Source organism: Pedobacter sp. MR2016-24 (genome assembly GCF_026239655.1).
Lineage (GTDB): Bacteria > Bacteroidota > Bacteroidia > Sphingobacteriales > Sphingobacteriaceae > Pedobacter.
Genome location: NZ_JAPIVO010000003.1, coordinates 25771 through 40467, shown reverse-complemented (window position 1 = coordinate 40467; position 14697 = coordinate 25771). Strand labels below are relative to the sequence as shown.

11 protein-coding genes are annotated in these 14697 nt (G+C 46.1%); 7 read left to right on the top strand and 4 right to left on the bottom strand.

Going from position 1 to position 14697, the window contains the following annotated elements:
* Nucleotides 1-34: 34 nt before the first annotated feature.
* Nucleotides 35-2131 (bottom strand): TonB-dependent receptor plug domain-containing protein, encoded by a 2097-nt coding sequence (locus tag OQX62_RS07930; RefSeq protein WP_265830928.1) that lies wholly within the window; start codon nucleotides 2129-2131, stop codon nucleotides 35-37.
* Between the two features lie 159 nt (nucleotides 2132-2290).
* Entirely contained in the window at nucleotides 2291-3052 is a 762-nt protein-coding gene (locus OQX62_RS07925) for a CHASE3 domain-containing protein (RefSeq protein WP_265830927.1), read from the bottom strand.
* 263 nt (nucleotides 3053-3315) lie between these two features.
* Between OQX62_RS07925 and OQX62_RS07920 the strand changes: the two genes are divergently transcribed.
* Together OQX62_RS07920 and OQX62_RS07915 are read left to right on the top strand one after the other, a co-directional pair.
* The gene (locus tag OQX62_RS07920) at nucleotides 3316-5682 is read left to right on the top strand and encodes a mechanosensitive ion channel family protein (RefSeq protein ID WP_265830925.1); all 2367 of its coding nucleotides are present in this window, start codon (nucleotides 3316-3318) and stop codon (nucleotides 5680-5682) included.
* A gap of 37 nt (nucleotides 5683-5719) precedes the next feature.
* On the top strand, nucleotides 5720-6838 hold the full coding sequence (locus OQX62_RS07915) for a GNAT family N-acetyltransferase (RefSeq protein WP_265830924.1): 1119 nt from the start codon (nucleotides 5720-5722) through the stop codon (nucleotides 6836-6838).
* A 74-nt stretch (nucleotides 6839-6912) separates the two neighbouring features.
* Here OQX62_RS07915 and OQX62_RS07910 read toward each other — a convergent pair whose 3' ends face one another.
* Together OQX62_RS07910 and OQX62_RS07905 are read right to left on the bottom strand one after the other, a co-directional pair.
* A complete protein-coding gene (locus tag OQX62_RS07910; protein ID WP_265830923.1) occupies nucleotides 6913-8220 on the bottom strand; it encodes a sensor histidine kinase in 1308 nt (435 codons plus the stop codon).
* Between the two features lie 113 nt (nucleotides 8221-8333).
* Complete coding sequence (locus OQX62_RS07905; protein WP_265830922.1) at nucleotides 8334-9818, bottom strand: PLP-dependent aminotransferase family protein; 1485 nt, start codon at nucleotides 9816-9818, stop codon at nucleotides 8334-8336.
* A gap of 64 nt (nucleotides 9819-9882) precedes the next feature.
* Here OQX62_RS07905 and OQX62_RS07900 point away from each other — a divergent pair, with 64 nt between their 5' ends.
* The 5 genes from OQX62_RS07900 to bioA are packed head-to-tail and all read left to right on the top strand — an operon-like array spanning nucleotide 9883 to nucleotide 14582.
* Nucleotides 9883-10488, top strand: a complete 606-nt coding sequence (locus OQX62_RS07900; RefSeq protein ID WP_265830921.1) for a hypothetical protein — start codon at nucleotides 9883-9885, stop codon at nucleotides 10486-10488.
* A gap of 43 nt (nucleotides 10489-10531) precedes the next feature.
* On the top strand, nucleotides 10532-11674 hold the full coding sequence (locus tag OQX62_RS07895; RefSeq protein ID WP_265830920.1) for an aminotransferase class I/II-fold pyridoxal phosphate-dependent enzyme: 1143 nt from the start codon (nucleotides 10532-10534) through the stop codon (nucleotides 11672-11674).
* The gene (gene bioD / locus OQX62_RS07890; protein WP_265830919.1) at nucleotides 11674-12297 is read left to right on the top strand and encodes a dethiobiotin synthase; all 624 of its coding nucleotides are present in this window, start codon (nucleotides 11674-11676) and stop codon (nucleotides 12295-12297) included. The genes OQX62_RS07895 and bioD overlap by 1 nt, the downstream gene beginning before the upstream one ends.
* A gap of 33 nt (nucleotides 12298-12330) precedes the next feature.
* A complete protein-coding gene (bioB, locus tag OQX62_RS07885) occupies nucleotides 12331-13305 on the top strand; it encodes a biotin synthase BioB (RefSeq protein WP_265830918.1) in 975 nt (324 codons plus the stop codon).
* Nucleotides 13302-14582 (top strand): adenosylmethionine--8-amino-7-oxononanoate transaminase, encoded by a 1281-nt coding sequence (bioA, locus tag OQX62_RS07880; RefSeq protein ID WP_265830916.1) that lies wholly within the window; start codon nucleotides 13302-13304, stop codon nucleotides 14580-14582. The genes bioB and bioA overlap by 4 nt, the downstream gene beginning before the upstream one ends.
* Nucleotides 14583-14697: the final 115 nt, after the last annotated feature.

Genomic DNA, 14697 nt, shown 5'->3' with positions numbered 1-14697 from the left:
ATATGATTTGTCTTCAATCTCTAAAATTTACCAGTTAATCTTTAGACCAGTTGAAGCTCAGGCCAAGCACGAAGGAACGACCATAACTGGTGGGCACCGGACCAGAGCTACTGTGCGCGGCGCCTGTCGCAACCGCTGTATTGTTGAGCGTAGTTACGTCGAACAGGTTTTTTACGCCCCCGTTTAAAGTGAGCGACTTCATCAGCTTTTGCGTCAACATCAAATCGGCCATATGAAATGACGAGGTCGTACCCAGTCTGACTACTTCCGTACCATCACTCAGCGTCTGTAACTCGTACAGCTGTTTCCTGCCGCTAAATTTGTAAGCAAGGTTCAGCGTTGTGCCCGACTTTCCGAAGGTATAGGTCAGGTTCGTATTCAGTTCCGGCGACCAGACAAATTCATCCGATTCCCCGTATAAAGCTGCCTCAGTACTATATTTATTATAGGTACCGATATAAGACAGACCGACCGATGCCTGAAAGGCGCCCAGGAAAAATGTATTTTCGAATGTCCCCCCAGTAGTTTTATACTTTTCTATATTCATCGGCCTGGTGACCGACGGGTCGGCCGCATCCACCTCAAACATGATCCTGTTCCTGAAATTGTTGTAAAAACCACTCAGTACAGACTTAAACCTTGCACGTTCCTCCTGCTGATCGAACAGGCTCAGCGATGCCGAGAAGCTGTCCGACTGTTCTGCCTTTAAATCCGGATTGCCCAGAATCTTGTGATTGGCATCCACAAAGTCATAATACAGTTCACGTAACGCCGGCGAGCGGAAACCGTTTGCATAACCGAAGCGCAGATCAAGATGATCATTTAACCTGATTTTAGTATTAATGGAAGGGATTACAGGTGGCGCATCATATTTAGAGTTGCTGATGAAACGTAATCCCGGCCTGATCACCACGTCTTTGAGCAGCTTTAGTTCTGAGGAAACAAAAAATGCATAGTCATTGATCGACTGATCGCCCAGAATCCTTGCGCCACTGGAATTGTCCAGGTTGATTTCAACTCCCGGCTGGAAGGAAATCAGGTCCGATAATTTATATTGTAAAGTCGTGCGTAAGGAGGTCGACCGGAATTTAGAAATATCCTGTTCTCCCGCACCGGTCGTCAGCCTATCCGCACCAGTGGCATAATCGTGTAATTTACTTAGGGTACTCCTTTTCAGGTTTGAATAACCTAATAAAGTATTTAGAGACAGGCGATCACTCAGTTTGAAAGCGCCCTGTAATTGTTGTGTATATCTGTCAGTAATATATTGCTGATTAAAAGAGGTATTTGAACCCGGACTATAAGCTCCTTTGGCCAGGATATCTTCATTGACGTAATCCAGTCTGTATACTACATCCAGGTCCTTAGTCCGATAACCCAGTTTTGTATTTGCCAGCCATTGTTCTTTCGGCCTCCAGCGGTTCGGATCTGTGGCGACCTCCACTGCGGTCATTAAAGGCGCAGGCACATTAAATCCGTTAAAGTCATTGTGCGTCAGACCAGCAAGAACACTAAATCCTTTTTTCTGCCAGCCCCCGCCAAGATGTTGCAGATGATTTCCGGATTTGGAAAATGGCGAGTATTCATCCCCCACAGTTTCTTCCTGTAGCCTCGCATTGATAGTTAAACTTTCCTTAGCCGGCTTTTTAGTGATGATGTTAATCACCCCTGCCAGTGCATCCGAACCGTAAGAAACTGATAAAGGTCCTTCTACGATCTCAATGCGTTCTACCGTATTGATGTCGATCTGATTTAAACTCTCCCGCGTATCACTTCTGTCCACCATCGGAACACCATCCAGCAGGATTTTGACATTACGGCCGGTCATGCCCATCAGCTGCACATCGCTTGTTCCCAAAGTCATGTCATTCTGGAAGCGGAAACCCAGTTCAGTGCTTAATACCTGCTGGATAGTTGTGGCAGCCCTGAGGCGGATTCTTTCTGCACTGATTACCCTGGTCTGGTAGACAGAATTGCGGATAGACTGAGGTGCATACTGACCAGTAACTACTACTTCTTTCAGACGGTTGATCGTGGTATCAGCTTTGCGTTTGGGATTAACATTTTTATCCTGCGCATAAGACCTTCCACCAAGAGCAAACACCGTAATCAATAGTAAACCAGCTTTCATCAAACAATCTATTTAGAATCACTTTAAATAACTCTGCAAGTATACAGAGTTATCTAGACTTAATCCAAATAATATTGAATATAAATTGTATTTAGCTGATTTATAGGTAAATCTGCCCTTATGAATTCGCAAAAAAATGGAAGAATTGGATTAAAAATTTTAAACATCCAGATCAGCATCGGTGATGCGGGTCTCATAATCTCCCCCTGCGATGCGTTTGGCCATCTTTTCGATCACGTCAATCTGCTTTTTCGTTTCCTGTTCTTTTCTCACCAGGTCTTCCTGCAGTTTTGCTGCATATTGCGCATCTTTATTCACCCTGTTGAAGAATACAAGCGTTATGATCAGCGCGATTAACGAAGCGATCACGACCAGGATTGGCGTGTAGACGACATATTTATTTAACCTGTCCGTCCTGCTGTGCATCAGCTTCAGCTCACGATTTTTCATCAGCTTCACATGCGCACGCAAACTGTCCATCATTTCTTTGCCTTTGCGCATATCTGCTACGGAGACCATGCCTCCTCCCCGGTTGGTCAGGATGTTCCTGTCCATGTACTGTATGTTTTTGTTTACCAGTGTGCTTAATAGCAGAAAGTCATTTTGCTGAGCCGCATTATCTATAGTTTTTCTTTTTGCCGAGTCGATCGCCGCCTCTACTGCGGTTTGCGCACCATTAAAAGGTTGCAAAAAGACAGTGTCTTTTGTCAGCAGATACCCGCGTTCTCCGGTTTCCGCATCTTTCATGCGCGAAATAATAAAGTCGAGCTGACTGATTACTTTCACCGTGTGGTTTACCCACTTTTCGCTGTCAAGCAAATTTTGGATACTGAACCAGGAAGCAGCTGAACTTAAGATTAATACGATTAAGGAAACTCCGAAACTGAGTAAGATGTTGCGTTTGTAGGCTCGTTTTGTCATGTTTTTCAAAATAGAGCCCAAAAATAGTTTAAATATTGCTCTTTTATTAAAAATATTTAAGCAGACACGCAGCTGCTGTGATCACAATTCCAACTCAAAACCGGTAGCCGATTTCCCTGATATTTATGCAACCAGCCTTCTGCCAGTTATAAAATCAATAATCATTTTTTACGGAACCTCATTATAACAATTCTATTACTTATTTTTGGCCAGCTGATCTGTTCGTTTAAGCGACGAACAAGCCTTATTTCCCGATATATAAAATGATAAACAACAATACTTTTATCCTGTATTCCCGTAAGACGGTCCTTTTTTCACTATTAACCCTATGTGGTTTTACCGCATTTGCGCAAAAGAACAATCCCGTTGAAAAAGGTCCGGATATGACTTTCCTGGCAGATTCGAACATCTTAACTAAAAGTGATTACCTGTTCAGCCTGGAAAAAGTATTTGAGGTGGTCAATAAAGTGCCGGTTACCGTGGCTTCCTTTACGAAATTACCACCAATTACCACTCACCTGGCACAGGATGAAGCGGCACTGGCACTATTAAAAAGTCGCTTAAGTCAGCCCAACAGAGCGCTCAACCTGCAAAACCTGCAGATGAACCAGACTTTACTGGACGAACTCGAGAGCAATAATAAAGAATGCCTGGGCGATCTTAAAGAATATGAGCAAACGCTCAATGAACTCAAAACAAAGATCCTGAACCTCAGAAAGGATTCTATCCTGGTGAAGATCTTTACCACTCCATCCCTGCGCGTACAGTTTAAGGAGCAGTTTGTGGAGTTGAAAAAGAAACGTATTGTCATGGACAGCCTCATTAAAGGCACGACACTGCAGATCAATAACCTGCAGGCGAGAACCTCCTCCAACCTGATCAATATCAAAGAGCTGATGTACCTGACCGATACGCAGATGAAGTCGGTCAGCATCAAGGCTTTTGGCAAAGAGCGCAGATACCTCTGGGAAACCGTGAATCAAAAAGCCAACGGTGCAGTCGGTTTCCGTAAGTTCATCAACAGTGAGCAGCAGATCTCCGGTTATTACTTTGTTTATACCCGCAGCAGCAGGGCCTTACTCCTGTTCACCAGTCTTGTCTTTTTCTTCTGGGTCTTCTTTAATTACAGAAGCCTGAAATTACGCGACAAACTTGATTCGGTAGAAGAATTCAACTTCACTTATATCAGGCCAACGCCTTACCTGATTACCCTGATCTTTATTTTCACACTTGCTCCGGTATTCGATTTACGCGCACCGGCTTTATATATAGAAGGTGTACATGCCATACTCGCGATCCTACTGACCAACTTATTTTACAGGCGATTGTCGAGAAAGCTGTTTACCCAGTGGTGCATCTTCGTGCTGTTCCTCTTCGCGCCGGCTATCCTGCGCTTACTTGGTATGCCACCGCGCTTCCAGCGCTGGTTGTTATTCTTCCTCAGCATTGGCGCTACAGGTTATGGTATACTCGTCTTAAAAACACTGGATGAGAAAGTGAAACGCTACCGGGTGCTGATCACTGTCGGCATTACCGTAGTGGTATTTTCACTGGTTTCGGTATTGTGTAACTTATTCGGCAGGTTCACGTTAACACAGATCTTCTACACTACAGGTGTAAGTGCATTCCTGCATGCGGTGTCGCTCACTATACTGGCGACCATGATCGTGGAAGCCTTCCTGTTACAAATGAAAAGCAGCCGGATCCGCAAGGGATATCCGGAATATTTCGACTGGAAACCGGTCATCAATGGGGTGAAAAGAATTACCGGGATCGGCGCGATTGTCATCTGGGTGGTCATGTTCACGACCAACCTAAATATCTTTAACGGCATTTATGAATCCATCATGGAACTGCTTACCGAAAAAAGAGTAATCGGCAGTTTCTCCTTCACCTTTGGTGGTATTGTGCTCTTCCTGGGGATCATCTGGATGGCCAACTTCCTGCAGAAATATATCGCTTACTTTTTTGGAGATACCGGCGAAGATACGCTGGATGACAATAAAGGAGAACGCTCCAAACTGCTTGTGACGCGACTGGTGTTACTGATTGGTGGTTTTCTGATCGCGGTTGCCGCTTCCGGACTGCCTATTGATAAGATCACCGTCATCCTCGGTGCTTTAGGTGTAGGTATCGGATTGGGCTTGCAAAACATTGTCAGCAATTTTGTATCCGGTATCATCCTGATTTTTGATAAAACCATACGCATTGGCGACGTAGTCGAGTTAAGCAATAAAAAAGGCAGGGTGAAAGAAATCGGTGTCCGTTCCAGTACTTTGCTGAGCGATGACGGTGCGGAGATTATCATTCCTAACGGCACGATCTTATCTAATAATATTATCAACTGGACGCTGAGCAATAACCATATGCGGATAGATATGGTATTTACTATCGCCAAGCCCTTTAATGGCCCCGAAGTCATCACCATGATCAAGGAAGTGATCAAGACCAATGAGAACATATTCGTTAATAAAGAGCCTATAGTTATCATTAGTCCGGTCAACAAAGTCAACAGTACCATCAAAATATACTTCTGGTGTAAGGACATCTCCCAGGCGGAAACCACAAGGAGCGACGTCAATGAACAAATATTTGACCTTTTAGAGGAAAAGGGCATTGAAATTTTATAATTTGCGCAATCAATTGACAACATATTTAACACCATAGATGAGAACAATCATACCGGTAAAATCCAAAAAAGAGCTGAGTGCCTTTATTGATTTTCCACACGACTTGTATGCACATGATCCGAACTACGTGCCGGAACTGTGGATCGCACAAAAAGACCTGCTCACTACCCACCCCTTCCATAAACACTCTTCACTGCAGACTTTCCTGCTGTATGACGGGGACAAGATTATCGGTCGGATTGCAGCCATCTTAAATAACAGTCACAATACGATGAACAATGCCAATGACGGTTTTTTTGGCTTCTTCGATTGTATCAATGACCAGTCCGCAGCCGATCTGCTTATAGATACTGCAGTGAAATGGTTAAAGGAAAAAGGCGTGACGGGTAAATTAATGGGTCCGGTGAATTTCTCTACCAATGAATCATGCGGCCTGCTCATTGAAGGATTTGATTCTCCACCAGTGGTGATGATGCCTTATAACGCGACTTACTATCCTGCCTTGCTGGAAGCGACGGGTTTATACAAACAGGTAGATCTGATCGCCTGGATCTTCCGCGGTGATAACTATGATGACCGTTCCGTGAAACTGATGGACAGACTGGAGGAACGTTTAACCCGCCAGAACATCACGATCCGTAAGATCAACATGAAAAACTTCAAACAGGAAGCTGAAAGCTTAAGGGAAGTTTATAACAAGGCTTGGGATAAAAACACAGGTTTTGTGCCTTTGAATGATGAGGAATTTGATTACCAGGCGAAAGACCTGAAACTGGTACTCGATCCTGATTTCTGTTTCGTTGCGGAGCAGGATGGTAAGATTGTCGGTTTTGGTGCAGCCATTCCGGACATGAACCAGATCCAGATCAAAATCAAGAAAGGACGTTTACTGCCGACCGGTATCTTCAAATTGTTATTGGGCAAGAAGAAGGTAAAGGGAATCAGGATCCTGTTACTCGGTGTAATTGACGGTTACCGTAAGATGGGCATCGAAGCCTGCCTGTATGGAAGCATCATTAAATCTTACCGCAGGAAAGGATTTGAATATGCAGAAGCGGGATGGACTTTAGAACATAATGACCTCGTGAATAATGCAATTATCGCCATTAAAGGTGAGCCGTACAAGAAATACAGGATCTACGAGAAACCGATTTAGGTCAGAAAAACCTCTTGAACTCAAATCACACAACCAGTTGTGATAAAGCAATTTATGACAACTGGTTTAAAACGTTAATTCAGCCCGAAGCTCAGGAAAAAGGTAGTCCCGGATCCCTCTTCGCTTTCAAACCAGATCTTACCATTCTGCAGTTCCACATAGTTCTTCGACAAGACCAGACCCAGCCCCACACCTTTCTCATTGTTCGTTCCGTAGGTCGACTGACTCTTTAAGGAGAAAACCTGTTCATGGTTCTCTTTCGCTATGCCAATCCCGTTATCACTGATGATGATATAACATTCTTTTTCGCGCTCCTCGTAACTCACGCTGATCTTTCCTCCTGCAGGTGTAAACTTGATCGCATTGCTGATGATATTCCGTACCACCAGCTGCAGCATATCCGGATCTGCGGTGACGATCATCTCACTGGGCTCCGGACAAATCAGCTCGATCCCTTTTTCTTTCGCCATGTGCTGCTGCAAGGCTACGGTAGGGTTTAGCGAGCGTTCCAGGTTGACCTTCACAAAATTGAGCGACATCCCGTCCATCTGTGCCTTAGACCAGGAAAGGATATTCGTTAACATCTCTGAAGTATGTTTCGTAGAATTGAGGAGGTTGTCCTGTATATGCGATTTCTCTTCTTCGGTCAGATAAACCTGCTTCAGCAATTCCAGGTAATTCTGTACCGATGCCAATGGTGCACGCAGATCGTGCGCAACGATAGAGAACAGCTTGTTTTTCGCTTCATTTGATTTGATCAGTTCCAGCTCCCGCAGGTCCGCCAGCCGCTTTTCCGTATAATAATTGCTTTTGATCAGCATAATGATGATTACCAGCAGCACAAAAAAGATCAGGTAAGACTGCGCCTGGTCCATCAGCCGGATAGCCGGATCATCATATAGCGGGACCACCCATTCCGGATGCAGGTATTCTGCGAAGATCAATCCGACAAGAATGGCGCAGTTCAGCGGAATCCAAACTTTCAGTTGCTTTTTAGGTGCTACTGCCAGCAGGATAAACGTTATAGCTGTCAACATCAGTAAATTATCGCCGTTGGATCCGCCAGTTAAAAAATACACACCGATGCATTCCGCATTGCCTAAGGCCCCTAAAATGATAATACTTAAACCCGGTTTACCTTTATAGCGCGACAAATAATACATCAGCCACAAGACCGGGATAAACGCGAAGGCATAAACAGATTCGGCTGCCATACCGATGATACAGGTCGTTAAACCATTGATCGTCAACAGCACGGTCGCAATAATTACGATTGCGTGGAAGATTCTTGCCTCAATATCAAAACTATCCGAATCACCCGTAAAGGTATTCCATAGTTTTGCGATATGTTTATAGAGCGGTTTCAAGGTCAAGGGTGACACAAATATAACAATTAAACTGAATTGTATAAGGTTGAATAACAGGTAAAATCACCCGTTTTCACAGAAAATAAAGCAAATCGTTAACTATTCTTCGTAGCCCATGCTATACCAACTCAACTCTCCCGCACCGCTAACTGTAATACCTGTACCGCTTCTTCCAGTTCTGCGGTCGTCAGGTTCCCAAATCCCAGTCGCATCGCGGTGAAACTATCTGTCTGGTATAACAATTCCTGCGGCAGATACAGGTTTCTTTTCAAACAATTTTTACTGATCCGCATCAGGTTGAGTTTAGGATTCCATTTGGTCCATACCGATAATCCGCCCGGAGGAGAAATAAACGAAACCTCCTCACCCAGATGCTGTTGCAGTAATCCAGTAAAAGTATCCCTTCGCTCCTGGTAGATCTTTACCGCCTTCTTTAAATGACGCTGAATTTCCTTTTCCTCCAGCAGTTCCGCTAAGGCCTGCTCCATCAGCATGTCGCCCTGGCGGTCGACCAGTCTTCGGAACTTCGCCATTTCCCGGATCAGGTTTTCGGGTGCAACCAGGTAACCCGAGCGGAACCCCGGTGCCAGCGATTTGCAAAAAGAACCGATATAGACCACCATACCATCCGTATCTGCACTTGCCAGCGGCAAAACCGAATTCCCGTTATAATGGAAATCGTAATCATAATCATCCTCCAGGATAATAAAACCATAAGTCGAAGCCAATTGCAGCAGCTCCATGCGGCGTTCGGCAGACAAGGTTACCGTCGTGGGATAATGGTGATGCGGCGTCAGGTACAGTAACCTGATCTTTTTCTTTTTACACAGCTCCCTGATTGCCTCCACAGAAATGCCCTCTGCATCTACCGGTACGGAGATGATTTTCCCACCGCATTGCTGGAAACACATGTTCGCCAGGTAGTAACTTAAGTCGCCCACAATCACATGATCTCCCGGCGCAATCAACATGCTTGACGCCAAGTAAATACTCATATGTATTCCCCTCGTAGTTAATACATTAGACTTATTGATATGAAGTCCCCGTGTATTATTCAAATACGCAGCCAGCGTCTCCCGGAAGAACTCATTTCCTTCCACATGCGAGTAACCAAAATGCCGGTAATTCGTCTTGCTCTTCAGGATGCCCCCATACACCTTCGATAAGCGGTCCAGCGGCAACAGCCGGATATCCGGCAGTCCGTCGTTGAACTCCAGACCGGTCCCGCTGTGTACATTCGCTGCATCCAGCAACATACTCTGCCTGAAACTATAGCCCGTTTGCGCCGGATAACTCGTCAGGAAGCCCTGATCGTATTCCTTGAGTGCTGTGCTATCCTCAGGCGTGTTCTGCCGCACAAAGGTGCCCTTATTCGGCCTGATCTCTGTCCATCCCTGCGCGTCCAGCTCATCATAAGCCGCGATGATGGTTTTGCGGTGGACTTCCAGTTCATCCGCCAGACTCCTCGTGCCTGGCAACTGTATGCCCGCGACCAGCACGCCGCGCTGAATCGCATTGATCACCTGGTGTGCCACCTGCAGGTAAACCGGCCTGTCGAGCCCCCTGTCTATTGCTATAACTGTTTTAAAAGGAATTTTAACCGGACTACTCATAAACTGAAAACTGGTACCATTGAACTATCCGGCAAGGTAATACTTTTGGCGAAATATCAGACCAATGGAGCTCACACAACTTTTAAAACGTATCGTTGACAATAACGATTTTCATGCCCGCTTTCTCAATACGCTCTCCCTTCAGGAAAATATCGGCGCCAGGAAAATATCTGCCAGCGAGCAGCCCGAGACCACTTCTTTCATGGTACTGAAACATGCTGCCGAAGAACACCGCCATGCCTTTTACCTGAAAAAACAAATCCATAAAATTGCGGCAGAGGCTTGCCCCACTTATGCACCTCAATACCTGCTCGCGCCGCACCGCAGCAAGTATTACCTCAACAAATTAGACCTGGAGACGAGCCGCTACCTAAAATACACCCTGGGTCTTTCCGGAGCCGGATTAAAGTACGGCTGCTACCTCTTTGTTACCTATGCTATCGAAGTACGTGCAGATATTTTATACCCTGTCTACCAGCAGGTTCTGAATGAATCAAAAAGCAAGGTCAGTGTCAAAAATATCATCATTGAAGAACAGGGACACCTGGAAGAAATGATTGCGCAGCTGAACTTATTTTCCCCACAATGGGAAATTCACGCCCAATCCATCACTACTATAGAGCAAAGATTATATGACAGCTGGATCCAGGATCTGGCGAATGCATTATAAGCAGCAAACAGAAATAATCCACCTAAACTAAAAACACCTGCTGATGAATTCCTCTATCCAATTAATGCTTGCCCGTCTCCAAAAACGTCACGAAGAAAATGCCTACCGAAGTCTGAAAGTAACCGAAGGCATGGCCGATTTCTGTTCTAATGATTACCTCGGATTATCCCGTTCCACGCTGCTTAACTTAGTCATTAAAACGACTATCTCCTGTAATACTTTAAGTGTACTGGGCTCTACCGGTTCAAGGCTACTCAGCGGAAACTCTGGTTATGCAGAGCGTCTGGAGCAGGATATTGCCCTCTACCATGAAGCAGAGAGCGGACTGATCTTTAATTCCGGATATGATGCCAATCTTTCCCTGTTCTCTTCCCTGCCGCGCAAGGGCGATACGGTGCTGATGGATGAATATATCCATGCCTCGGTGATTGACGGCGCGCGATTAAGCTTTGCCCATCGCATGAAGTTCAGACACAATGACCTGGAAGACCTGGAAAAGAAACTGAAACGTGCCAGAGGCATTTGTTATGTGGCGATAGAGAGTGTGTATTCCATGGATGGGGACATTTCAGATATCGTGGGTATCGGACAGCTCTGTGCCCGATATGGCGCCAACCTGATCGTCGATGAGGCCCATGCTTTTGGTGTGCTCGGTATGGGGCTGGTTTGTGAGCTGGAGGCGACTGACCTGGTCTTTGCACGTGTGGTGACCTTCAGTAAAGCCCTGGGTTTACAGGGAGGAATCGTTCTGGGGCCGAAACTGCTTAAAGATTACCTGGTCAACTTCGCCAGACCCTTTATCTACAGCACTGCGCTATCGCTCCACTCCCTGGTATCTATCCGGCTGGCCTATGATCATCTCCTGGAAAATACCGACCTCGTTGCCCAGCTGGCAGAGAAATCTATCCTCTGGGTACAACATATGCCCCCACAAAGCATGCTGCAAAGCACCCAGAACCCGACCGCTATTCAGTGTGTATTTGTCAACGATAATTCCAAAGCCATTGCCTATAGCAAATACTTACAGGAACGCGGTTTTGATGTCAGGCCCATACTCAGTCCCACAGTACCTAAAGGCACAGAAAGGCTTCGGATCTCTTTACATATTCACAACACTGATAGAGAGATACAAAATCTATGTAGAGTTTTTCATCAACTGGTAAACGACTTTAGTCCCGTGCAATAATGTCCAATAAACCACTTTTTGTTACGGGTATAGGCACCGATGTGGGGAAGACGATTGTCTCTGCCGTATTGGTAGAACAGCTGAAGGCCGACTATTGGAAACCTGTGCAGGCGGGCGACCTCCACCATACCGACAGCCATAAAATCCAGCAGCTCATTGTCAATATGGAAACCGTGGTCCACCCCGAAAGGTATCGCCTCAAAATGGCCGCATCACCACATAAAGCCGCCAGGGCAGAGGGGATTCACATCAGTTCCGCCGATTTTAGCCTTCCAAATAGTCGCAGGCCCTTGCTGATCGAAGGTGCAGGCGGACTCTTCGTCCCCTTATCAGATACCTTTCTCATGATTGATCTTATGGAGCAATTTGATGCAGAGATCGTTTTGGTGGCGCGCAATTACCTCGGCTGCATTAACCATACTTTGCTCAGTATCGATGCCCTGACCAGTCGCGGTTTGAAGCTCAAACATATTGTTTTTAACGGAGAATTTGATCCGGACACGCTCGAGGTCATCATTAGTCATATCCCCCTTAAAACCACCTTCAGCGAGTTGCCAGAATTTCAAGCATGTACCCGCTATGCCATTGCAACGGCTCCTGTTCAGCTAACTAGTCTATCATAATCAATACTTTATCATCACCAACTCAACAATCACATGACCGAACAAATAGAATTACGTAACGACTGGACCATTTCCGAAATTAAGGCGATTTATGATCTCCCTCTGCTCGAATTGGTCTACCAAGCAGCCACCGTTCACCGCCTCTACCACAAGGCCGGCGAAGTGCAGGTATGCACCCTGCTTTCCGTAAAAACCGGAGGCTGTCCCGAAGACTGCTCCTATTGCGGACAAGCCGCACGTTACCACACCGGGATCACCGTCAAATCATTGATGTCCAAACAAGACGTAGTCGCCATTGCCCAACGCGCAAAAGATGCCGGCTCATCCAGGTTCTGTATGGCTGCCGCCTGGCGCGAAGTAAGAGATAACCGCGACTTCGATACCATCCTCGAAATGGTCGCCGGTGTAAACGAGATCGGACTGGAAGTTTGCTGTACACTCGGCATGATCACCGAATCACAGGCAGCACGTTTACAAGCAGCCGGACTCTATGCCTATAACCATAACCTCGATACTTCCGCAGAGCATTACGAAGAAATTATCACCACCCGTACTTTCGACGACCGACTCTCTACCATCAACAATGTCCGGAAAGCGGGGATTTCCGTTTGTTCCGGCGGCATTATTGGTCTCGGTGAAACCCATGAGGACAGGATCAATATGCTCCATACCCTTTCCACTATGCCACAACATCCCGAATCCGTGCCTGTCAATGCACTGGCCAGGGTCAAAGGAACACCATTAGCAGATTTACCTAAAGTAGACAGCTGGGAAATGGTAAGGATGATTGCCACTGCAAGGATCCTGATGCCAAGAGCCATGGTCAGGTTAAGCGCTGGTCGTGCTGAAATGACTACCGACCAGCAATCCTGGTGTTTCATGGCCGGTGCCAATTCCATCTTCACCAGCGAAAGCGAAGAGCTGCTCGTCACCCCAAATCCAAGATTAGACGACGATAAAAAGATGTTCGAGCTGCTGGGACTGAAACCAATGGTTAAAACAAGATGAGCTTAGCAGAAAGAGATGCCCAAATCATCTGGCATCCCTATACCCAGATGCAAACTGCTGTCATGCCGACCGGGATCACCAGCGCTAAAGGAGCCTGCCTCTACGATGAAGAAGGGAACGAGATCATCGATGCGATCTCCTCCTGGTGGGTAATTACCCATGGGCATTGCCATCCCTATATCACCTCCCGCGTTAATGCCCAGATGCAAAAACTCGATCAGGTGATCTTTGCCGGTTTTACCCATGAACCCGCAGTCGTTCTCGCAGAAAAACTGCTCCGCATTTTGCCCGGCAATCAGCAGAAAGTGTTTTATAGCGACAACGGATCTACCGCGGTGGAAGTCGCCCTCAAGATGTGCCTCCAGTTCTGGTTCAATTCCGGCGCCCCGCGTAAAAAGATATTGGCCTTTGAAAATGGTTACCATGGCGATACTTTCGGCGCCATGTCCGTCAGCAGCCGCAGTGCCTGGACTGCTCCTTTTGACCAGCTCCTGTTTGAAACCATGTTCATTCCGCTGCCCACTGCCGGCAATATTCATTTGCTGAAGGCTAAGATCCAGGAATACGAAGACGAGCTCGCCTGTTTTATCTACGAGCCCCTCATCCAGGGCTCTGCCGGGATGATTATGTATGAGGCTAGCGCACTTGATCAACTGCTCGAATTTTGTAAAGGCAACCAGATTTTATTGATACAAGATGAAGTGTTTACTGGTTTCGGCAGGACCGGCAAACACTTCGCCGCAGATCATTTGATTCAGCAAGCCGATATCATGTGTTTCAGCAAGGGCCTTACAGGCGGTCTAATGCCCTTAGGTGTTACTACCTGCACAGATGATATCTATAACGCTTTTTTGTCGCAGGACAAGCTAAAAACGCTTTTCCACGGCCATTCTTTCACTGCCAATCCATTGGCTTGTACTGCTGCCGCTGCCAGTATAGATTTATTGCTCCAACAAAATACTCAGGATAACATAGCAAGGATTTGTCAGCAGCATAGGTTATTCCGGGAAAAATTAGCAGGACGTCAAGGCGTTAAAGACATCCGGCAAACCGGAACTATCCTCGCCATCGAATTTTATACAGCGGAAAGCAGCGGTTATTTCAGTAATTTGAGAGATGCTTTGTATAGCTATTTTCTGGAACGCCAGATCCTGCTCAGGCCTTTAGGGAATATCATTTATATCCTGCCGCCCTATTGTATCGACAACCAGCAGCTTCAATACGTATATGATGCCATTGAAAGCGCTTTGGCCGAATTCTCTCCCCACCATCGCTGATCAAATGATAAAAACAAAACCCCGGGTTTCCCGAAGAAACACCGGGGTTTGAATCCCATAGGCAGGATAAACTATTTGAGGTCAGTACTCGGGCCGTTTATACTAAACAAAAATA